This is a genomic window from Paenibacillus sp. tmac-D7 (assembly GCF_006519665.1).
Taxonomy (GTDB): Bacteria; Bacillota; Bacilli; order Paenibacillales; family NBRC-103111; genus Paenibacillus_G; species Paenibacillus_G validus.
In genome coordinates this window covers 1-20,241 of sequence record NZ_VIDW01000014.1, presented here as the reverse complement: position 1 = coordinate 20,241, position 20,241 = coordinate 1, and the positions used below count along the sequence as shown (strand labels likewise).

The 20,241-nt window shown below is 55.1% G+C and carries 20 protein-coding genes and 1 pseudogene; 13 read left to right on the top strand and 8 right to left on the bottom strand.

Annotation, left to right across the window (positions count from 1 at the left end; genetic code table 11):
• Positions 1 to 143 precede the first annotated feature (143 nt).
• The 5 genes from FKP33_RS11890 to FKP33_RS11870 form a co-directional block, all read right to left on the bottom strand.
• On the bottom strand, positions 144 to 1,568 hold the full coding sequence (locus FKP33_RS11890) for a SpoVR family protein (protein WP_141335151.1): 1,425 nt from the start codon (positions 1,566 to 1,568) through the stop codon (positions 144 to 146).
• The gene (yhbH, locus tag FKP33_RS11885; RefSeq protein ID WP_127609954.1) at positions 1,565 to 2,725 is read right to left on the bottom strand and encodes a sporulation protein YhbH; all 1,161 of its coding nucleotides are present in this window, start codon (positions 2,723 to 2,725) and stop codon (positions 1,565 to 1,567) included. The genes FKP33_RS11890 and yhbH overlap by 4 nt, the downstream gene beginning before the upstream one ends.
• Before the next feature lie 283 nt (positions 2,726 to 3,008).
• Positions 3,009 to 3,215, bottom strand: coding sequence for a spore germination protein (locus FKP33_RS11880; RefSeq protein WP_373423873.1), 207 nt, complete (start codon positions 3,213 to 3,215; stop codon positions 3,009 to 3,011).
• 154 nt (positions 3,216 to 3,369) lie between these two features.
• Positions 3,370 to 3,465, bottom strand: coding sequence for a dihydroorotate dehydrogenase (locus tag FKP33_RS27680; RefSeq protein ID WP_127609952.1), 96 nt, complete (start codon positions 3,463 to 3,465; stop codon positions 3,370 to 3,372).
• A 326-nt stretch (positions 3,466 to 3,791) separates the two neighbouring features.
• A complete protein-coding gene (locus tag FKP33_RS11870; protein ID WP_141335149.1) occupies positions 3,792 to 4,208 on the bottom strand; it encodes a spore germination protein GerPE in 417 nt (138 codons plus the stop codon).
• A gap of 290 nt (positions 4,209 to 4,498) precedes the next feature.
• Here FKP33_RS11870 and FKP33_RS11865 point away from each other — a divergent pair, with 290 nt between their 5' ends.
• From FKP33_RS11865 to FKP33_RS11850, 4 genes are read left to right on the top strand one after another with little or no spacing between them, the layout of a single operon-like run.
• The gene (locus tag FKP33_RS11865) at positions 4,499 to 5,689 is read left to right on the top strand and encodes an MGDG synthase family glycosyltransferase (protein ID WP_141335147.1); all 1,191 of its coding nucleotides are present in this window, start codon (positions 4,499 to 4,501) and stop codon (positions 5,687 to 5,689) included.
• 53 nt (positions 5,690 to 5,742) lie between these two features.
• Positions 5,743 to 7,044, top strand: coding sequence for a polysaccharide deacetylase family protein (locus FKP33_RS11860; RefSeq protein WP_141335145.1), 1,302 nt, complete (start codon positions 5,743 to 5,745; stop codon positions 7,042 to 7,044).
• A 1-nt stretch (position 7,045) separates the two neighbouring features.
• On the top strand, positions 7,046 to 8,182 hold the full coding sequence (locus FKP33_RS11855) for an MGDG synthase family glycosyltransferase (protein WP_141335143.1): 1,137 nt from the start codon (positions 7,046 to 7,048) through the stop codon (positions 8,180 to 8,182).
• 22 nt (positions 8,183 to 8,204) lie between these two features.
• A complete protein-coding gene (locus FKP33_RS11850; protein WP_141335141.1) occupies positions 8,205 to 9,392 on the top strand; it encodes an MFS transporter in 1,188 nt (395 codons plus the stop codon).
• Positions 9,393 to 9,435: 43 nt separating this feature from the next.
• On the opposite strand, the gene FKP33_RS11845 is transcribed toward FKP33_RS11850, so the two are convergent.
• The gene (locus FKP33_RS11845) at positions 9,436 to 9,642 is read right to left on the bottom strand and encodes a hypothetical protein (RefSeq protein WP_372814215.1); all 207 of its coding nucleotides are present in this window, start codon (positions 9,640 to 9,642) and stop codon (positions 9,436 to 9,438) included.
• 232 nt (positions 9,643 to 9,874) lie between these two features.
• Here FKP33_RS11845 and FKP33_RS11840 point away from each other — a divergent pair, with 232 nt between their 5' ends.
• The 3 genes from FKP33_RS11840 to FKP33_RS11830 all read left to right on the top strand — a co-directional run bounded on the left by FKP33_RS11840 (position 9,875) and on the right by FKP33_RS11830 (position 12,788).
• Positions 9,875 to 10,174: a hypothetical protein gene (locus FKP33_RS11840; protein WP_054797538.1), complete on the top strand. Its 300-nt coding sequence runs from the start codon at positions 9,875 to 9,877 to the stop codon at positions 10,172 to 10,174.
• A gap of 138 nt (positions 10,175 to 10,312) precedes the next feature.
• On the top strand, positions 10,313 to 10,696 hold the full coding sequence (locus FKP33_RS11835; protein ID WP_141335139.1) for a DUF423 domain-containing protein: 384 nt from the start codon (positions 10,313 to 10,315) through the stop codon (positions 10,694 to 10,696).
• A 172-nt stretch (positions 10,697 to 10,868) separates the two neighbouring features.
• Complete coding sequence (locus tag FKP33_RS11830) at positions 10,869 to 12,788, top strand: putative bifunctional diguanylate cyclase/phosphodiesterase (RefSeq protein ID WP_141335138.1); 1,920 nt, start codon at positions 10,869 to 10,871, stop codon at positions 12,786 to 12,788.
• A gap of 49 nt (positions 12,789 to 12,837) precedes the next feature.
• Here the strand turns inward: FKP33_RS11830 and FKP33_RS11825 are convergent, their stop codons facing one another.
• Positions 12,838 to 13,356, bottom strand: a complete 519-nt coding sequence (locus FKP33_RS11825) for a hypothetical protein (protein WP_141335136.1) — start codon at positions 13,354 to 13,356, stop codon at positions 12,838 to 12,840.
• 68 nt (positions 13,357 to 13,424) lie between these two features.
• Positions 13,425 to 15,005 carry an IS5 family transposase gene (locus FKP33_RS11820; RefSeq protein ID WP_141335134.1) on the bottom strand — a complete coding sequence of 527 codons (1,581 nt, stop codon included), beginning with the start codon at positions 15,003 to 15,005 and terminating at the stop codon, positions 13,425 to 13,427.
• Between the two features lie 253 nt (positions 15,006 to 15,258).
• Here FKP33_RS11820 and FKP33_RS11815 point away from each other — a divergent pair, with 253 nt between their 5' ends.
• From FKP33_RS11815 to FKP33_RS11790, 6 genes and pseudogenes are all read left to right on the top strand, one after another.
• Positions 15,259 to 15,561: a YunC family protein gene (locus FKP33_RS11815; RefSeq protein ID WP_054797535.1), complete on the top strand. Its 303-nt coding sequence runs from the start codon at positions 15,259 to 15,261 to the stop codon at positions 15,559 to 15,561.
• 168 nt (positions 15,562 to 15,729) lie between these two features.
• Positions 15,730 to 16,677 carry an alpha/beta hydrolase gene (locus tag FKP33_RS11810; protein ID WP_141335132.1) on the top strand — a complete coding sequence of 316 codons (948 nt, stop codon included), beginning with the start codon at positions 15,730 to 15,732 and terminating at the stop codon, positions 16,675 to 16,677.
• Positions 16,678 to 16,695: 18 nt separating this feature from the next.
• A complete protein-coding gene (locus FKP33_RS11805) occupies positions 16,696 to 17,409 on the top strand; it encodes a FadR/GntR family transcriptional regulator (protein ID WP_054800001.1) in 714 nt (237 codons plus the stop codon).
• A gap of 239 nt (positions 17,410 to 17,648) precedes the next feature.
• Positions 17,649 to 18,398, top strand: coding sequence for a (Fe-S)-binding protein (locus FKP33_RS11800; protein WP_054799986.1), 750 nt, complete (start codon positions 17,649 to 17,651; stop codon positions 18,396 to 18,398).
• On the top strand, positions 18,376 to 19,908 hold the full coding sequence (locus FKP33_RS11795) for a LutB/LldF family L-lactate oxidation iron-sulfur protein (RefSeq protein WP_141335130.1): 1,533 nt from the start codon (positions 18,376 to 18,378) through the stop codon (positions 19,906 to 19,908). Before FKP33_RS11800 ends, FKP33_RS11795 begins: the two co-directional genes overlap by 23 nt.
• A pseudogene (locus tag FKP33_RS11790) lies at positions 19,901 to 20,241 on the top strand (LutC/YkgG family protein); the annotation flags it as partial. The gene FKP33_RS11795 and the pseudogene FKP33_RS11790, both read left to right, overlap by 8 nt.

Sequence of the window (20,241 nt, the reverse complement as noted above, 5' to 3'; positions counted from 1 at the left end):
CGGACCAAGGCTGCTTCGAGCATTTTTCAGTTATAAAACGGTCTGCTTGACGGGGGGAACATCCAAATACCGAAGCCGGCTTGAAGCTGCCCAGGGCTTTTATAATGTTCGGGTCTTGACTAGTGACGCCTTCGGCTCCAGGTTTACAAAAATTTTCTGTTATGCTTCTTCCCGTCGTAGCTGAACAACACGGGCTTTTCCTCGATCGTCGTCTCGAGATGCACCGGTTTGCCCCAGAGCCGATGAATGTACGGGAGCGTCCGTTCGACATATTTCAAATCGAGCTCTATGCCCTCATAGTTGTGCTGCAAGTACAGCTCGCCCGTCCGGTTGAAGTCGCCATCCTGCACGACAATGTACGGGAAGCCGCCGTTGACCCGGGAGTAGACGAGCTGATCGCGGATGTTTTCCCACGACTTATCGGTAATTTTCCATTCCGGCCCCTTCTTCTCGAACACATACAGGTCCAGATCGTCGCAAAGCTGCTTTGTCATGTAGTTGCGAATGAACGAAAGATCGGAATCGAATTCCCGCACCTCGAAAATTTTATCCCGTCCCCGACCGGGCTCCCGGCCTAACCGTTCCCGTTCTTCCTGAGTCGGATGATCCCACCGCCGCTCGATGTCCTCGAATATTTTCAGGCCCAGGTAGTACGGGTTCAGGCTGTGCCGCGAGGGGATAACAACCGACGAGTTCAGCTTGGAATACTCGATCGTTTCCGCGTCCGTTAAGTCCAGCGCCCGCATAATGCGTTGATGCCAGTAAGATGCCCAGCCTTCATTCATGATCTTGGTCTCCAGCTGCGGCCAGAAGTACAGCATCTCGTCGCGCAGCATGGTCAGAATATCGCGCTGCCATTCTTTGAGGTAAGGGGAGTACTCCTCGATGAACAGCAGCAAGTCTTTCTCCGGTTTGGCCGGGAACTTCGAGGGAGCCTCCTCGGCCTTGGACTGGGGCTGCTTCGGTTTATCCAGATCCCACAGATCCTCGTAGCCGAACGTTCGTTCTTTCCGCTCCTTGGCGGGAGCGCGATCCGCTTCGGCAGCGCCGATACCGCGGTACGGCTTGGTAAGCGACGGATCGACGTGCTCCTGAATCGCCAGAACGGCGTCGATGAACTGCTCGACCTCCTCGTTGCCGACCTCGATCTCGTACTGCCGGATGCGCTCCGCCGTTGCGGCCATGCTCTCGACCATGTTGCGGTTCGTTTTGGAGAAGCGGAAATTGTTCTTGAAGAAGTCGCAGTGCGCGAGTACGTGGGAAACGATCAGTTTGTTCTGAATGAGCGAGTTGCCGTCAAGCAGGAAGGCGTAACACGGATCGGAATTGATGACGAGCTCGTAAATTTTGCTGAGCCCGAAATCGTACTGCATCTTCATTTTATGAAACGTTTTGCCGAAGCTCCAGTGACTAAAGCGGGTAGGCATTCCATAAGCGCCGAACGTGTAGATGATGTCCGCCGGACAAATTTCATACCGCATCGGGTAATAGTCAAGCCCGAAACCGTCGGCGATTTCGGTAATTTCGGCAATGGCATACTCCAGCTGCTTCATCTCGTCGCTAGTCATTGCGCCAGGCTCCCCTCCAATCGTTTCGGGAAGAAGGTGCGCAGCGCTTTATACACTTCGCCCTTCTCGCGAATGACATAATGAACAAATTTCGGGTCATGCAGGTTCCGGTAAGCCGACATCAGCGTACTGCTGCGGTTATACTGGTTGACCTCGCCGTAGCCGAACAAATTGCATCGCTTGACGAGCTCGGTGATCAGCTTTACGCAGCGTTCATTATCGGAAGTCAAATTATCGCCGTCGGAGAAATGGAACGGATAGATGTTGTAGCGGGCCGGCGGGAAGCCGCGATCAATCAAATCGACTGCCAGCTGATAAGCTGAGGAGCAGATCGTGCCGCCGCTTTCTCCTTTGGTGAAAAATTCTTCCTCCGTTACGATCTTAGCCTCCGTATGATGCGCGATAAAGACGATTTCGACATGCTCATATTTCGTCCGCAGGAAGCGGGTCATCCAGAAGAAAAAGCTGCGGGCGATATATTTTTCGAAGGACCCCATACTGCCGGAAGTATCCATCATCGCAAGAATCAAAGCGTTCGATTGCGGGGTAACAATTTCCTCCCACGTGCGAAACCGCAGGTCGTCCGGACTGATGCGATGAATCCCGGGGGAGCCATCGCGGGAATTTCGCCGCAAGTTCTCCAGGATGGTGCGCTTTTTATCGATATTGGACATGATGCCTTTCTTGCGTACATCGTTAAAAATAATTTCCTTGCTGACGACGTTTTCCTTTTCTTTTTGCTCCAGGTTCGGAAGCTCCAGCTCGTCGAACAGCATCGTCTGCAGTTCTTCCATCTGCACTTCGGCATCGTAGTAGTCTTCTCCGGGCTGGTCGCCTGCGCCTTCTCCTTTGCCGGGTCCTTGAGCGGCTTGCGGGTCTACGCCGAGAACGTCTCCGACCTGACTGTCACCTGTCCCTTGGCCGACATGTTTACTCTTGTTGTAATTGTAACGAAAACGATATTCGTCCAGACTGCGGATGGGCACCTTGACGATTTGCTTGCCGTCGGACATGACGATGCTTTCATCGGTAACGAGATCGGGCAAATTTTGCTTGATGGCATCGCGGACTTTTTGCTGGTGCCGCGTCTGATCTTGGTAGCCTTTACGATGCAGCGACCAATCCTCGCGGGATACGGTAAACATAGGTTCTGACATGCGGGACACCTCCTCAAAGTTTTGCGTAGCAAAACGATTTCGTAAGCTTAGGAAACCGGCATCGAAAGCGTGGGCGTTACTTCGTCCAAGCGTGATTGGTGAAACTAAAAAAAGTGCTTATTACTAAATATATTCAAGCAGGACGGGGATATGTGAGTGGGGATCCGTCTAATTTTGAGCCCTATTCTCATGCTGCAAGCCGCAGATCGTTCATGTATGCAGGCTGTATGCCGCTGCAAATAAAATCGAGAAGGAGCTGTGCAATCCGCCAGCCCCTTCACCTTCAATTATTTCTAGCTGTCGTGTTATCTTTGACGTCCGAATCTAACGTATTGGTGAGGCTGAGGATGGAGAATGTTCTGGAGAAGTCACCAACGATTCCGCCGCCGGAGCCGCTATACGCTTTGCTTGTCGTTTTCGGGGTAATTTGCAGCACCTCCCCGAACGTAACCGTCCCTTCGCCGTTCGTTACTTTGATCGGAGATAAAATAATAACGGGAATAAGATACCTCCTTCTGCTTATTGCACCTGACCAGCCAACTTGTACACTTTTTGGTCAGATGAAAAGGAGCTCGAACGAGCTCCCTCAACATTTCGCCTTCGGATTGTCCGGAAAGAAGACTTTTCACATGAAGAATGGATGATTAGATGACGATGGCAACGGAAACGATGACCAAAAGGATAAAGAGAACAAGGATGACGCCAGTCGACGTGAAACCACCAAAACCTATGTTACTCATACTTTTCACCTCACTTTACTCGAACTGGATCTGATTTCCTCCGGTTAACAAAACCACAAAATAAACAGGACAAGGAATTGTGTCTGTCGTTACGACTACCCGTCGTATAACCTGCACGGCTTCCTGCTGGATGTCCTGTTTGCGATGCTTCCTTCCGCTCCAGCTACTGCATTCTATGAAAGTTATCCGGCTCCAGATTGGACAGTTCAAAGAATGTGTTCTTGTAACGCTAAACGATATGGTAAAATAGTATGAAGTGGAAATTTTATCCAAATTCAAGTCATCAAAGCCCGCTCCCCGAAAGAGCAAGCATCAGGGGGGCACGATTACTGTTTGTCCGGCTGGGGCGTCAACCGGACCTTGCGCATGAAGGCTTCCAGTTCGATGCGGACGTTCGATCCGACCTGGAATACAGAGGACTCAGCCAGATTCAACACGCGAGCCCGGTTCACCGCAATAACCGAAGCGCCGTTACGGACATTCAGCGCGACGCTCTCGTCTGCCATGATCCGTGGGGCGCTTCTTGTCCATGCCGGATTTTCCATGAAGTCTTCGCGATGTGGAAGAGGAGCGGCTGGACGGCTTGCTAACAGCAGATGGGCATCCGCACGAATCAGACCGGTATCCCCGCATTGAAATACAGCGCTATCCATGATTGTTTCCACCGTGATGTGTCGAACGCAGGAAGTTTCATCGGCAGGCTCCTTTTCGCACCAAGAGTTCGTTCCGACTACAGCTGGCATTTCTAACACCCGCCCACCAATTAATATCGTTACCTAACTGTATGCAGCCGCAGGTCCAATTGCCACCTTAAAAAGACAATAACCCTAAAAACAACCGGGTTGTGCGATCGCTGCTCGATTTTCCATGAAGCCCAAGGGGAACCGTGTCCTCGGTCAAACCCGACTTTGGTCTAGGTCAAAAACTGTTCGCGGGTCCGTACTTCACGAAGTCATAAACATGTAATTTTAGTAATGAAGTATTTTACAGCCCCGGAGATGGCTACGTATCGAATAGGAGAGGGGCATGGCTCATGAAAGGCGAAGGCAAGGAAAAAATACTGCTGCTAACCGGCGCCTTGGGGGACGGGCATAATCAGGCGGCCAGGGCGATCCTCGAAGCTGCAAGGGCGGTACGTCCCGATGTAGAGGTCGTAACGGTCGATTTCCTGGAATGGACGCATCCGTACTTGCACGGCGTCGGTAAATTTTGTTATTTGCAAGGGGTCAAAAGCTTGCCGTCCGTATACGGTTACTTATATCGCAAAACGCGCAACGAAAATACGCTTTCCAACTGGTTCAAGCGCCTGAAATCGTTCAGTGTCCGGCGGATGCTGAAGCTGCTGCGGGACGTTCAGCCGACGGTGGTGGTTTGTACGTTCCCTTCCGCTGCGGCGGCGATGTCCATGGTGAAGATGCACGGCTTGACCGGCGTGCCGACCGTGACGGTACTGACCGATTTTACCGATCACAGCTACTGGATACATCCCGGCACCGACCGGTACTTGGTTGGCTCCGAACAGGTGCGGGCATCGCTGCTGCGGCATGGAATCCCGGAATCCCGCATTGCGGTAACCGGCATTCCGGTTCGATTGTCGTTCTGCCAATCATGGAACCGTACGCGGTTAATGGAACGTTACGGATTCGACGATTCGATCCCGGTCGTGCTCGTCATGGGGGGAGGCCACGGCTTTATCGGCAAAGAACTCGTCTCCATGCTGGCGGCCAGGCCCCAAGGTCAGCGGCCTTCCGCACGTTTCATCATCGTATGCGGCCGCAACGAGAAGCTGCGTCAGCAGTTGGAGGAGGACCTTCGCGGCGCCGGCGGTCAGGTCCTGGTCACCGGATTCGTCGATCATGTGCACGAGCTGATGGCCGTGTCCGATCTGATTGTAACGAAGCCGGGCGGCCTTACGGTGTCCGAAGCGCTGGCCATGGAGCTGCCGATGCTGCTCTATAAGCCAATCCCGGGACAAGAGCAGGATAACGCCTCGTATCTCGTCAAGATGGGGGCGGCGGTGCAGGCCAAGGATGCCGAACAATTGTCAGCTTTCCTTTCTCATCTAATTATGGATAAATCATCCTTATTGGCGTTGAAAAAAATGGCAAAGCTATGTACCATGAAGGAAGGTGCGATCAATGCGCTCCATTCGATTCTCGCAACCCAGAATTACCACGTTCCCGTTTGGCAGGAAAGCCGGCAAGCAGTCTATGCGAATGCTTGAGGAGACGCGTTATTCCTGTGCAACGGCTGGGCTGTTCACAGGAGGGTTACTGCATGGAGAAAAAGCTGATAGTGGGCTTGATGGTTTTTACCGCCTTGTACATGATTCTGCCCTGGATCATGACCCGGGTGATGGGCATCGGTGTGTTTCGCAAAGGGACCGGCGAGAAGGAAGTGGCCTTTACATTCGACGACGGTCCGGATCCAACGTATACCCCGCAGCTGCTGGATCTGCTCCGTAAGCATCAGGTGCAGGCGACCTTCTTCGTCCTGGGATCCAAAGCCCGGAAGCATCCGGAGCTGATCCGTAGAATGCACCAGGAAGGACATTTGATTGGCGTTCACAATTACGAGCATCTATCCAATTGGCTGCTCCCGCCATGGACAGTGCAGCGTCGTCAGGTGAAGCGTTCTGCGGATATCTTGGAATCGATTACAGGAGTAAGACCGACGCATTACCGCCCGCCTTGGGGCATTATGAACTTGTTCGACTATTGGCTGCTCCGGAAATTTAAAATCGTGCTCTGGTCGGTGATGGTCCAAGACTGGCGAAGTCGTATCGGCTCAACACGAATGAAATCTGTGCTGCTCGAGCGGATCAAGGGCGGCTCCGTCGTGCTGCTGCATGACAGCGGAGAGACGTTCGGCGCAGATCGGGATGCGCCGCTCTATATGCTGGAGGCGCTGGAAGAAGTGATCGTTGAGCTTACCTCGCGCCGCTACCGTTATGTCAACGTCGATCAGATGGCGCAAAGCGGAGCGGTCGCCGGCTTCGCGAAGCGAATCGTCGTCGCGCTATGGATGTGCTGGGAACGCGGTTTTGTGAAGCTTATGCGGGTGAAGCCCGTCGATCACGATAATACGCTGCTGCAGCTGCGCGTCACCGAGTACCGGGGCAAGCAAACGATCCATTTGCCCGATGGCGAACGGATCGAGCAGGGCGACCGCATTGCGGAGCTGCACTTGGATAATCATTTGTTGTATCAGCTCGGATCGAGCGCCACCAGCACCGTTCATCTTGCCATCCAACTCGTGCGGCGAACGGAGTTGTTAATGCCGCAAATCATTCGGCTGCTGCAGACCGACCCCGACTATAAGGACGTTAAAGGGCTATACGGGATCAGCATCATCCACCGGGGAACCCGAAAGCTCGGTTTTACGGTTCTCGACTTGCCGAAAGGCATTTTTTCTTCCTTGACCCGAGTATATTTGCGCCTCCTGTTATACATTGTACACCCTCAGGGCAAAGACCGATTAAAGACGAAATCGGACTTGCTCGTACCGAAGATTGTTGCGATTTCCAGCAAAGAACTCATGAACCGCTACATCGTTCTAGGGCAGAAAGGTGTATCCTGAGATGCATAAATATCGCAAGCTTTTGATTCTGACAGCCAGCTACGGCGACGGACACATCCAAGTGTCCAACGTGCTCAAGCATAAGTTCGAGCAGAACGGCTTCCAGAGCGTCAAACTGATCGACTTGTTCGAGGAAGCGCACCCGCTCATGAACACGATCACGAAGTTTCTGTATATCAACAGCGGCGCTTTATCCGCCATCGGCCTCGATTATTACGGATGGAGCTACTATTTGACGAAGAATCTGAAGCAGGACAGCATGCTGGCCAAATGCTTGAACGTTCTTGGCATTCAGAAGCTGATGAAGGTGATCTTACAGGAAAAACCGGACGTCATCGTCAGCACATTTCCGTTCGGCGGCATATCCGACCAGTTGAAGCGCCGCGGCATGTCGATTCCGACGTTCACGATTTTAACCGATTTCGTCTTGCACAACCGCTGGTTGTACTCGATTCCGGACCGGTTTTACGTAGCGACGGAGGATCTGCGCCGGGAGATGATCGAGCGCGGCATTCCGGGCGACATCATTACCGTCAGCGGCATTCCGATTCGCGAGCCGTTCTATGAGACGTCCCGGCCGCGGGAAGATGGCGAGTCGGAGCCCTCCGTGCTGATCATGGCGGGAGCCTATGGCGTACTGCGCGATCTGAAGAAAATAACCGGGCAGCTGTTAAGCGCGGCCGGGGTGCGCATTCACGTCGTTTGCGGCAAGAACGATAAGCTGAAGAACGAATTGCAGGCCAGCTTCGCGGCGGACCCGCGGGTGCGCTTGTACGGCTTCGTGGACGATATTCACAAGCTGATGAGCCGCTCTTCCTGCATCGTGACGAAGGCCGGCGGCATCACATTGTCGGAAGCGATTCATATCAACGTCCCGATCATCATCTTTAAACCGTTTCCGGGGCAAGAAAAAGAAAACGCGGGTTACCTTTCCGATCAGGGCGTGGCTTTGATCGCGAACGAAATATCGGAGTTAACCCGTCAGGCGAAGGCGATCTTGACTGACGAAAAGATGGCGAATGCGATGAAAAACCGCGCACGCTCGCTGCAGGCCGGCTATGCCGCCAAGCGGATCGTCGAAGACGTGTTCCATAGGTTGATGGTGATAGAGAGAACGAGACAAGGCTCAAGCGCGTAAGTTTCGCTAGATGGGGGACGTCATGAGATCATTACAAGCGGTTTTGCAGTCCGCTTCCTTTATTCGCTTGGCCCTGGTGTTGTTTTTTATCGAAGTGGTACGGAGCGCTTTCATTATTTCTTTCCTGCCTGCTTACGCGGCCGACCGTCTCGGCCTTTCCGTCGCGACGGTCGGGCTCGCCGTCTCGGTTCATTACGTGGCCGACACGGCGGTCAAATGCGTCGCCGGTTATTTGCTCGATCGGCTTTCGCCGCGGGTGGTCCTGCACGTGTCGTTGTGCCTCGCATTCGCCGGGCTGTGGCTCTCGTTCGTCAGCGATCAGCCGTGGATGCTGATCCTGGGCTCGGCGCTGATGGGGCTGGGCGTGTCCCCGATCTGGCTCATCTGCCTAAGCTCGATTGAAGAAGACAACCGTGGCTCGCAGATGGGTACGATTTATACGGTATGGCTGGCAAGCCTCGGGCTTGGCCCGGTCGCGGTCAACTTCGTCATCGACAACGGTTACGGGTTGACCTTCTGGCTGCTCGCCGCGATCTTCGCTGCCGGTTGGGCGGTCGCGATCGGCTGGAACATTCAAATCAAGCCGATACCGAGCTTTACGTTCAAGGAGCAAATGGCGCAGCTTCATCTCAAGCTCGTTGCCATGAAGCCGCTCGTACCCGGCATGGTGCTGCAGACGGCTGCGGCCGGCCTGCTCGTGCCGATCCTGCCGACCTTCGCCCATCAGCACCTGGGTCTCAGCTACTCCCACTACTCGCTTGTGCTCATAACCGGGGGCGTTGTGACGACGTTGTGCCTGATACCGATGGGCCGATGGTCTGACCGCTACGGGCAGAAGCGTTTTCTCGTGCTGGGCTTCGGCGCGTTGGCGGTAGGGATGGCCGGACTGTTGTTTGCCTCGAATCTCTATGCCGCCATGCTGCTGGCTGCGCTTCTGGGCGGCTCCTACGCCGCCGTACTGCCTGCCTGGAATGCGCTCATGTCCTATTTCGTCCCACCCGATCAGAAGGGAATGGGCTGGGGCGTGCTGTCGAGCATCGAGGGTCTTGGCGTCATGATCGGGCCGCTCATCGGCGGCTGGTTGGCCAGCTTGTATAACGAGACGGTGACGGTCGTCACCAGCGCCTGTTTGCTGGCTGTTATCGCGTTGTTTTACATGTGGATGCCGCTCGCGAAACCGTCTGCGGCAGGAGGCCGGGCGGAGGGATAAGAAACACCGGCAGGCTGCCCGGCTATTGGGGTTCCGGCTTGGCTCACACGTACGATTTGCCCTTGGTCAGTATGCAGGGAACGCCTTTGCCGACGGCGCCGGGCTGCGACATTTTCTCCAAATAACGAAGACCTCGTTCGCATTTGCGGCAGCGGGCGCAAACGTCGGACAGCACGACCTTCATATTAAATTGATTTTTGTCGACGGACGATACGGGCGTCTTTTTTTTCGATTTGTTGTTTTTGCTCATGACATTCATCTCCCAAGGCTTGGTTGTAGCATTGTATGAAGCGGATAAGGCTTTTGCCACGGGGGTGCGGGTTTGGGGAATAAAAAATTTACACAGATTGTACGTGGTCCCAATGTCCAACGGCTCATCTTTTTCGACAGCGCCAGCAGGAGTTTTGGCGCATGATGTCGTACTATTTCCAGTAGGGCTTGAAAGATCCGATTGCGAAGGCCCGGCCGGAGGAGGACGACTTATGAAGTTTACCATTTGCCAGACGGTTACTATCGTGGATATGAACGAGGAAATAATGGCCGAAGTATTGTTTGAACACGGGGAATTTGAGATCCCTGCGCTCGCCATCGGTTCCTCGGTCGTTTCTTACCAATTGGGATTGAAGCAGTTTGAAGTGGTGTATGACAAAAGGGAAGGCAAGCGTCAACGGTTCAAGGTGGTCGACATTGAGATCGACTTGATCCAACAGCCGGCATCTACGCGTGCGTTTCTTGAGCCCGTCACCTTAATCATCGGTCAACACGACATCGGCCTCATGTAACCTTGCTTTCACTCCGCACATGCGCTCCCGCCCGCCGCCGCTCTCCATAAGGCGCCGGGCGGGATTTTTTCATAAAAGGTTCATTTGGCACTTCGGGCAATATGTTCTATGATAAGGAAGAAGCGGAGGTGAACAACGATGAACAGAACGTTTGTAGGGCTTGGGGCGATCTGCGCCTTCTTGTCTGTGGCCTTTGGAGCGTTCGGCGCCCATGCGTTGAAGAAAGTGCTGACGGCGGACATGCTGGCAAACTACCAAACCGGAGTGCAGTATCAAATGATGCACGCGCTCGGTCTTATCGCGGTCGGCTTGGCGTTTGCTGCGATTCCTGACAGCCGTCAGCTTCGGTGGGCAGGCTGGTTCATGTTTGCGGGCATTGTTATATTTTCGGGGAGCTTATACGTATTGAGCTTAACGGGAATTAGAACGCTAGGGGCGATTACGCCGATCGGGGGCGTAGCTTTTTTGCTGGGCTGGGGAATGCTGGCCGCGGCGGTCTATCGAAAAAAATCGAACATTTAACCTATTTTTTCGGCGAATTCGCCGATTTTTTTATGTATAACGCCACAAAACTTGTTATTTTTTGTCTGATGGGCAGGAAAACCGGTGATTGTCGTAGAAATGTTCTCTAAAGACCTATATCGGCGCAGGTCGTCATGGGTATAACGACGCATGCGTATAAAGGGGGACATCCATGAGTAGGACAAACGAAGCGGGGAATGCAATTTATCGGCATCAGTACGGTCGTTACTTCATAGTGGTTTTGGGCTTTGCCGGGATGAGTTTCCTTGCCTCCGTGTTCCTTCCTCCCCCCATCGTATGGTTGTTCAGCGGCGTAACCCTCTTCTCTGCGCTCGGTTTCTGGCGCATGTCGGCTGCCCCCGCTGCGGGGCATTTGAGCGCAGGTCAAACGCCCGGGCCGTTACAGGCCGTCCAGGAGGCCCAAGAGCAGCTTGAAGTTTTGGGGGCGTTATACGCCCATAACCCCAGCGGCATCGCCATTCTGGACGGACAGGGCTGCGTCGTTCGTTTAAACCCGTCGGCCGAGCAAATGCTGGGCTACCGCGAAGACGAATTGAAGGGTCGATCGATTGCCGAATCCCTGGCGTCCGACCGGATCAAAACAGCGGCAACGCTTTTCGCGGAAGTGCTGAAAGGCACGCCGAGGTCGTTCAAGTCGGCTGTCATTCATAAAGAAGGGTACCGCGTCGATCTCGATACGACGGCCGTGCCGATTAAAAGCGGAGCGGGTGTGAAAGGCATCCTCGTCATCAGCACCGACATGACGGCGGCCAGACGCTCGGAAGAACAAATTCGCCATATGGCTTACTACGATGATATGACCGGGCTGCCGAACCGGCGCCTGTTCGTGCAGCAGCTGGAATCGGCGATGGCTGCCATTACAATAAGCCATAACCGGCTCGCTGTTTTTTTCATCGATATCGACCGGTTCAAAATGGTTAATGACGGCTTCGGCCACGATTACGGAGACATGCTGCTCCTTCAGGTGGCGGAGCGGTTTACCCGCTGCTTGTCGGAGAACGATTTTATGGCCCGGACGGAAGGCGACGAGTTCGCTTTGTTCTTTAACGGGCTGGCGCCGGGTAACGAAATCGAGCAGGTGAGTGTCATCGCGGATTCGTTGACCGGCGTATTGGAGGAGCCGTTCATGCTGGAGCAGTATCAGGTCAACATCACGGCCAGCATCGGGATCACGCTCGTCTCCGAGGACGAGCGAAGCGTCGAAGAGGTGATGAAATGCGCCGATATGGCGCTCACCCGGGCCAAGGAGAAAGGCCGCAATAACTATCAGCTGTTTAACAGTCAGATGAAATCCGCATCGCTGGAGAAGCTGACCATGGAGCAGGAACTTCGGCGCGCCATCGCTAAAGACGAGCTGGTGCTGTATTACCAGCCGCAAATGGACATCGCCTCGCAACGCATCGTCGGCTTCGAAGCGCTCGTCAGGTGGGCGCATCCGGAACGCGGAATCGTTTCCCCGGGCCACTTCATTCCGTTCGCGGAAGAAAGCGGTTTGATTGTGCCGATCGGCGAGTGGGTATTGAAAGAAGCGTGCCGGCAAAATAAACATTGGCAGGAGCAAGGCTACAGCCCGCCGCCGGTATCCGTCAATTTGTCCACGCGGCAATTTTTGCAGCACAACCTGACCGGCAAAGTGGCGGAGGTACTGGAGCTGACAGGCCTTGATGCGGCTCAGCTGGAGCTGGAAATTACGGAGAGCAGCACGATGGACGTGGAATATTCGATCGATCAGCTGCACGAGCTGAAGAACCTAGGCGTGACCATCAGCATCGACGATTTTGGGACGGGATACAGCTCGCTTTCCTATCTGAAGAAATTTCCAATCGATAAGCTGAAGATCGATCAATCGTTCGTTCGCGATATTATGACCGATCCGAACGATGCGGCGATCGTCGCTTCCATCATTGCGATGACGAGACATATGAAGCTGAAAGTAATCGCCGAAGGCGTCGAAACCGAAGAACAGCTTCAATTTCTGTATCATAACCGGTGCGATGAAATCCAAGGCTACTACTTCAGTCCGCCGCTCAGCGTCGAGGCCGCGGAATTGTTGATGAAAGAACGCATGTAAGCGAAGACGGCAGCCGAAACCGGCTGCCGTCTTTGTTCTTCCGTATCAGTTAGCTGATTTCGAAGTCGTCGATCTCATTGATTTGGAGCAAGTACACCTTTTTCTCGTCGACGTGGTAAACGGATAAGTTGCCGCTAGGCGGGTCGATGTTGATAATGCGGCAAGGCATACTGAGCTTTACGCCTTTCTCTTTGACAATGGACAAGCGAAGGAGCGAATTGTTCTCCTGACACTTCTTCATCTCTTCCCAGATGGAACGGTGGGGATCCGATTCCGCCCGGCGCGACCCCTTTGCGCCCGGCGTTTGCGGCGCTCCCGTATTCTCCGGCGGCACCTTTGGATGTGAAGCCGCCGGGAACGGCTTCACATGCCGCTTCGAGATCGCTTCCTTCAGGGCGTACTCGATCTTTTTTCCTAACTCTACGCCCTCTTTCACTTGATAGTCTTCGACTTTATCGGAATTCAACAGATGCAGCAGCGTCTCCAAGGCCAGCCCGTTGGTTTCTTCCTCAATGAGGATATCCACTTTGAATAAAAATTTCCGTCTCGGCTTTTGTGGGTCATCCATATTGGCCGTACCTCCCAATTGCTTTCATCTGTACTACTATAGGGCTTGCTGAACAAGATTAGTTCCATCTACACCCAACGCAAGTCTCTAAACCCGAGCAGTCTGAAGAAAAGCAAAAAGAGAACACGCAGTCGCCTCTCCAGATTCATGACCAGAAACTGAAGGGCGATGACGGTCAAACTGGTTTCGGCGCCACGCGCCCGAATGCGACCTAGACCCAATTTGCGCTTGCCTTCTCCAAATTTTCCTTCGATCGCATTACGCTTTACAGCGTCCTGGCGCTCTTGCCGACGATCGGCGACTTCACTTTGCTCTTTCGAGGGTCTGCCGAGCTTCGGGCCACTAAGGCGAATCCCTAGCGCTTTGCAATAGTTCAGGTTGTCACGATTGCGGTAGATTTTATCCGCTAGAATGACGGCGGGATAATACCCGAATCGCTGTTTGTACGCTTCCACCGATGCTTGCAGCGTGGTTGCCTCGTTGAAGCTGTCCCACTGTGCCGTTTCGATCCAAGCGTAACCGTCCACCAGACTGGCGGCGATTTTGGCACCGAACTCCACGTTCGCTCCAGCTTTGCCTCGAACCATCGGACGTACATGCGGCTGTTCGATACTCACGATGCGATCGGCGACGATATGTGTTTTCTTCTCCATCATTTCGCGCTGCTGACGGTAGAGCTCCGAGATGATCAGAAGCTGGCGATAGTGTCTTTTGCTCAGTTCCGTGAGAGGCGTATACTTCACGAGGGCTTCAATAATCCGCAGATTCCGTCCCACGTAGCCAAGTTGCTTTTTGATCGCTTTGCGGATCACCTTGCCCGATGCCTTGCGTTGCTTGCAAACACTCAAGTACGATTTTCTGGCTTTCTCGCGGTACGTGCGCGGCTTCTCCATTGCTCCGACATGGGGACGGTGCAGCACGTCAATGATGTCTTCCAGGATTTCACGGGCGTGATTCAGCAGCCCCAAGTCCGTCGGATACTTGATGTCCGCAGGCGCGCATGTCGCATCCAGCATGAGGGTGCCCTTGTTCATGACTTCCGCTGTCGGTGCGGCTGTAGGTGGCAGGACGTGTAGCTTTTTCGCCATGTTGCGGGGTTTCTTCGCCTCAACAGGGGGCTCCTCGGGAATGGAGAAAGCGTCCCCTACCTCCATGGTGAGCTGCGAGCCACCCGCGTCGTTGTCGTCGTCATCGCGATCTCGCTTGGACGATTTCGGTTTCGCCTCGGCCTCTCGCTCTGCTTGCAGCGCGGCTTGGGCGATCCAGTCATTGACTTCAGCTAGGATTTCCAAGCCGAGCCGTTCCCGAAAATGCGTGAGCAGGGAGTGATGAAACGGCACTTCATCGACATACGCGGTGTAGCCCAAGAAGAACTGCAAATATGGATTTTCCTGGATTTGTAAGGTGGTCTCGCGGTCGCTTAAACCAAGGCGCTCCTTGATGATGAGCGAGCCAAGGGCGATACGTGCCGAGTACGCCTTTTGGCCGATAGCTGGGGACTGGAACGATCTCACATATTTCTCTTCTACTTTGTCCCAAGGGATGATCGCCGCAAGCTGCACCCACCGATTGGTTGGATTTAATTTTCCGCCAAAGGGCAAATAGAAGTTTTCCAACAGGTCTGCCATATCTCGATTCAGCACGAACATTTTCGCTCACTCCATCTGCAAGGTTTTTTACCGATTCTCCGTGTTTTCTTTGCAGATGAATTCGACAAAAGTGCCTCTAAACCCTTGTGACATAAGGATTTTTTGATTATTCAGCAAGCCCTACTATACCATGTTTTGACGTAAGGCTGTAGATCTATGGACAAGGCTCACACCGCGTGTGAGAATTATGCACCGAGGGGGCGTCTGCATCATATAGTGATAGCATATTGATCTTGAGGAGGGGTGCTTGATCATGATGCGAATGGAACCGGTTGAGGTAGGCGGCCGCACCGCACTCGCGATCGAGGTAAAGCTGCCGTTAACGACCCTGTTGGCCGTCACGACCGACAAGGGATATATCATGTGCGGTGCGCTCGACGTCGACTTGCTGAACCGGAAGCTGAAGGAGCGGGGCATCATTGCAGGGCGGGCGACGGGCGTTCGCACGATTGAGGAACTGCTCGAATCGCCGCTCGAATCGGTCACGTATAAGGCTGAGGAGCTGGGGATTACGCCGGGGATGAAGGGCAGCGATGCCGTTGCGCTGATGTTCTGAACGAAGCGGGGCTCGCCATTCGACGGATGGCCGATCGACGATTGCGTAAGTTCCGGATACTTGGGGCAGTTGAGCTGTCCCTTTTTCTGTTTTCCGATTTGCCGTGGGGAAGGAAGCGTTCTATAATGGGGTCAGCAAGTCACGGAAGTAGAGAGCGGAGGGTTCTTGATGATCAGTGACGACTTTACATTCAACGATACGGAGGGCGTGCTGATTACGGTGCATCGTTGGCTCCCTGAAGAGGGAGCGCCGGTTAAGGCCGTTGTGCAGATTGCCCACGGTTTGGCGGAAAGGGCACAGCGATACGCTCGTCTGGCGGATAAGCTGACCCGCTCGGGCTATGCCGTTTATGCGAACGATCATCGGGGGCACGGCCTGACGGCCGGGACCCCTGACCGGGTTACGCATATCGGCCCGAACGGCTTTGACCGGATGGCCGAGGCGATGGTGCAGCTGACGGACCGTATCCGCCTGGATTATCCGGGGCTTCCGGTCTACGTGCTCGGGCACAGTATGGGTTCTTTTTTGACGCTGCTGTACATGGAACGTTATCCCGGGAAGGCGGACGGCTTCGTCTTGTCGGGGACGAAAGGGAAGCAAACCATCCTGCATGGCCTTGGTTTCGCACTTGGCGGACTGTTCTCGGCCCTTCAAGGGGGGACGCACCGCAATCGCCTGCTGAACTGGCTGACGACGGGGCAGCACAACCTGCCGTTTCGCCCGAACCGCACCAGGCATGATTGGTTAAGCCGGGACGAGGCGGAGGTCGATGCCTATGCCGGAGATCCGCTCTGCAACGCAGCGGCTACGAACGAGTGTATCCGGTATATGATTAAAGGGCTGCTCGACGCCCATCGTCCCGAACAACTGCGGCGCATTCCGAAATCGCTTCCGGTGTATTTGTTTGCCGGAGAGCGGGATCCTGTCGGCGGTATGGGGAAATCGTTCTTATGGCTGGTGCGTGAGCTCCAGAGCCAAGGGCTTCACGACGTGAGCTATAAGCTGTATCCGGACGGAAGGCATGAGATGCTGAACGAAACGAATCGGGAAGAAGTCATGGAGGACTTGCTGCAGTGGCTCGAAGCCCGCGTGAACGCGGTAAGCGCAAGGCCGTAAGGAAGGGGAGTGCGGGAACTGGACGTTCAGAAAATATCGACGCGAAAAATATACGAGGTCATAGCCGATCAAATTAAAGCGCAAATTACGGGCGGACAGTTAAAGCCGGGAGAGAAGCTGCCTTCGACGAAAGAATTGTCGGAGCTCTTTCAGGTAGGCCGTTCGACGGTCCGGGAAGCGCTCAGCGCTTTAAAAGCGATGGGACTGGTCGAAGTCCATCAGGGCGAAGGCAGTTACGTGCGGAGCATCGCTTCCGAGGATGTCGGCCTGCCGGAATGGAATGCGCTGCTCATGAACCGGGAGACGGTTCTCGATCTGATCGAAGCGCGCAAGGCGCTCGAAACGTCCAATGCGGCGCTGGCGGCGGAGAAGCGGACGGAGGACGACCTGCGCAGGTTCGAATCGATTTTGCAGCGCATGGAGCGGCATCTGGGCGATGAAGAGGAGGGGGAACGGTCCGACATCGAATTTCATCTGGCGCTTGCGGAAGCGACGCATAATGCGATCCTGGTGCGGATGATCGATTCCATCTCTTCGCAGATGCAGCTGGCGATTCGGGAGACGCGCCGGCTTCAAATGTACGGAAGCCGCGCCGTCTCCGAGCAGCTTTGGCGGGACCATCAAACTGTGTATGAAGCGGTGAAGAGGCAGGATGCCGAGGAGGCCCGCGAAGCCATGCGCCGCCATTTGTTTCATGTCGAGCGGGGGCTCGTGCCGTATTTGAACAAGTAAACCGGCGAAGATCGGTACGTTCGACCGATCCTTCTTAGGAGTTCCGTTTCGGAAAGCCGAAGACGAGCAAAACAAAGCCGATCAGGCCAAACAACCAGACGAACAGGTTGTCGGTTAGTTGGACGGTAATTGATGGACAAAAGTTGCGAAATGGAGGAACGCGGCCTTCTCAAAAACCAACTTATCTGATAACCTGATAAGTGTACGGCGAGTTCACTCGAAAAGGATGGGACTATGCGATGCGCGTTTCGCTATTTATTACGTGTTTGGCGGATCAGCTCTACCCCGAGGTGGGCGAGAGCGTCGTTCGTCTGCTGCACCGTTACGGCTGTGAGGTAGATTTTCCGGAAGCGCAGACATGCTGCGGACAGCCCGCCTATAACAGCGGCTATCAGGACGAAGCCCGAGAGGTCGCCCGCCAATTCATTCGCGCCTTCGAGCACAGCGACTATGTGGTCTCCCCTTCGGGCTCCTGCACCGGCATGGTTCACCATTATTATCCGCAATTGTTCGAGAAGGAGCCGGTTTGGCAGGCGAAGGCGGAAGCGCTCATCGGGAAAACGTACGAATTTTCGCAATTTCTCGTGAATGTGCTGGGCGTGAAGGATTTAGGCGCGGAACTGCCGGTGAAAGCGACCTACCATCCGTCCTGTCATGCGACCCGCTTGCTTGGCGTTCGCGAGGAGCCGGGCGAGCTGCTGCGCAACGTGAAGGGACTTGAGCTGATCGACCTGCCGAAGAAGGAAGACTGCTGCGGCTTCGGCGGTACGTTCTCCGTGAAGATGGCCGATATCTCGGAAGCGATGGTGTGCGAGAAGGCCGGCCATGTATGCTCGACGGGCGCGAATGTGCTGATCGGCTCGGATATGGGTTGTCTGATGAATATCGACGGCCGGTTGAATAAAGAGAACAAGCCGGTGCGCGTCATGCATTTGGCCCAGGTGCTCGAAGAAGGAGTGAAGCGCAGTGAGTCTAAAAGCCGAAACTGACAAACAATTGATCGGCACGGGGCTGAAGCGGAGAACCGAAGAAGCGCTTGCCAACGAGTTTCTGCGCAAAGCCGTCTCGTTCACGACGGACAAGTTGAAGACCGGGAAGCTGCAGGCGACGGACGAGTTCGGCAGCTGGGAGGCATGGCGCGAACGCGGCAGAGAGATCCGCAAGCATGTCGTCGAGAACCTGGACTATTACTTGACGCAATTCTCCGATAACGTGGCTAAGGCCGGCGGCAACGTCTATTTCTGCTCAACCGGCGAGGAAGCGGTGCAAACCTTCCTCGAGATCGCCAAGAAGCGGGACGCCAAGCTGGTGGCGAAGGGCAAGTCGATGGTGTCCGAGGAAATCCGCCTGAACCATCGGCTGGAGGAGCAGGGCATTGAAGCGATCGAAACCGACCTCGGCGAATACATCCTTCAGCTGGCCCAAGAAACGCCGTCGCATCTGATCATACCGGCTATACATAAGAACAAGCAGCAAATCGCGGACTTGTTCTCGAATGAAGCGGGCGAGAAGTTCGCGCCCGATACGAAAGTGCTGGCGGGGTACGCACGCGGACGCTTGCGCAACTATTTCCTTGAAGCGGACATCGGGTTGACCGGCTGTAATTTCGGCGTGGCGGAATCCGGGGCGATTACGCTTGTTTCGAACGAAGGCAACGGGCGTATGGTCTCAACGGTGCCCCCATGCCACGTCGTGATCATGGGGATGGAACGGCTCGTGCCGACGTACGACGATTTGGAGGTCATGCTGAACCTGCTGGCGCGCAGCGCCACCGGTCAGAAGCTGACGACCTACACGTCGATGATTACGGGGCCGCGCCGCGAAGGGGAGCTCGACGGACCGGAGGAGCTGCATCTGATCATTCTCGACAACGGACGCTCCGCACAGCTTGGCGATCCGGTATTTCAAGAAGTGCTGCACTGCATCCGCTGCGCCGCCTGCTTGAATGCCTGCCCGGTCTACCGCCATGTGGGCGGCCATACCTACGGCAGCGTATACAGCGGCCCGATCGGCGCCGTGCTGACGCCGCTGCTGCAGCAGGATATGAAGGAGGCAGGGCAGTTGGCGTATGCGTCCAGCTTGTGCGGCGCCTGTTACGAGGCTTGTCCGGTGAAAATACCGCTGCACGACATGCTCGTCCAGCTGCGTGCCCGCAAAGTGAAGCAGGGCTTCACGCCTCTGGCCGAGCGGATTGCGTTCAAGACGTTCCAAACGGCGTTCGGCCATGTGAAGCTGTATAAGCTGGCGGCCCGGTCCGCGTATTACGCGCTGAAGCCTTTCGCGAAGCGGGGCTACCTCAAGAAGGCGCCGGGACCGGCGGCGGGATGGACGCAGTCGCGCCACTTCCCGATGCTGGCGGAACGCCCGTTCCGGGATCGCTGGAGCGAGCTGCAGCGGGAGCTGAAGCGGCAGCCGGCGAAGGCCGCGAGCGCAGCGAATGAGGCGGATGCGCTTGCCAATCAAGAGCAGCCACCGCAAGGAGGGCGGCAGCATGACTAAAGGAACGATACGAGGCCGGGAAGCGTTCATGGCGAAGCTCTCATCGGGACTCGGGCGGCAAGCCGTCCCGACGCAGCCGCCGGCGCATCCGAATCGCGGCGTGCCGGATTTTTATAAAGAGATCGCTTGGACGACGGAGGAAAAGATTGAAGCGTTCAGCCGCAATTGGACCGCGTTGACGGGCAAAGTGCTCGTCGTCGAGGAAGCGGAGGCCCGCGCGAAGATCGGCGAATGGCTGCGCGAGATCGCGGCCGAGCTCGGCGTCACCGGCGTATCCCGCTGGGAGCACGAAGGGCTGAAGGCGCTCGGGCTCGACGAAACGCTGGCGGCGGA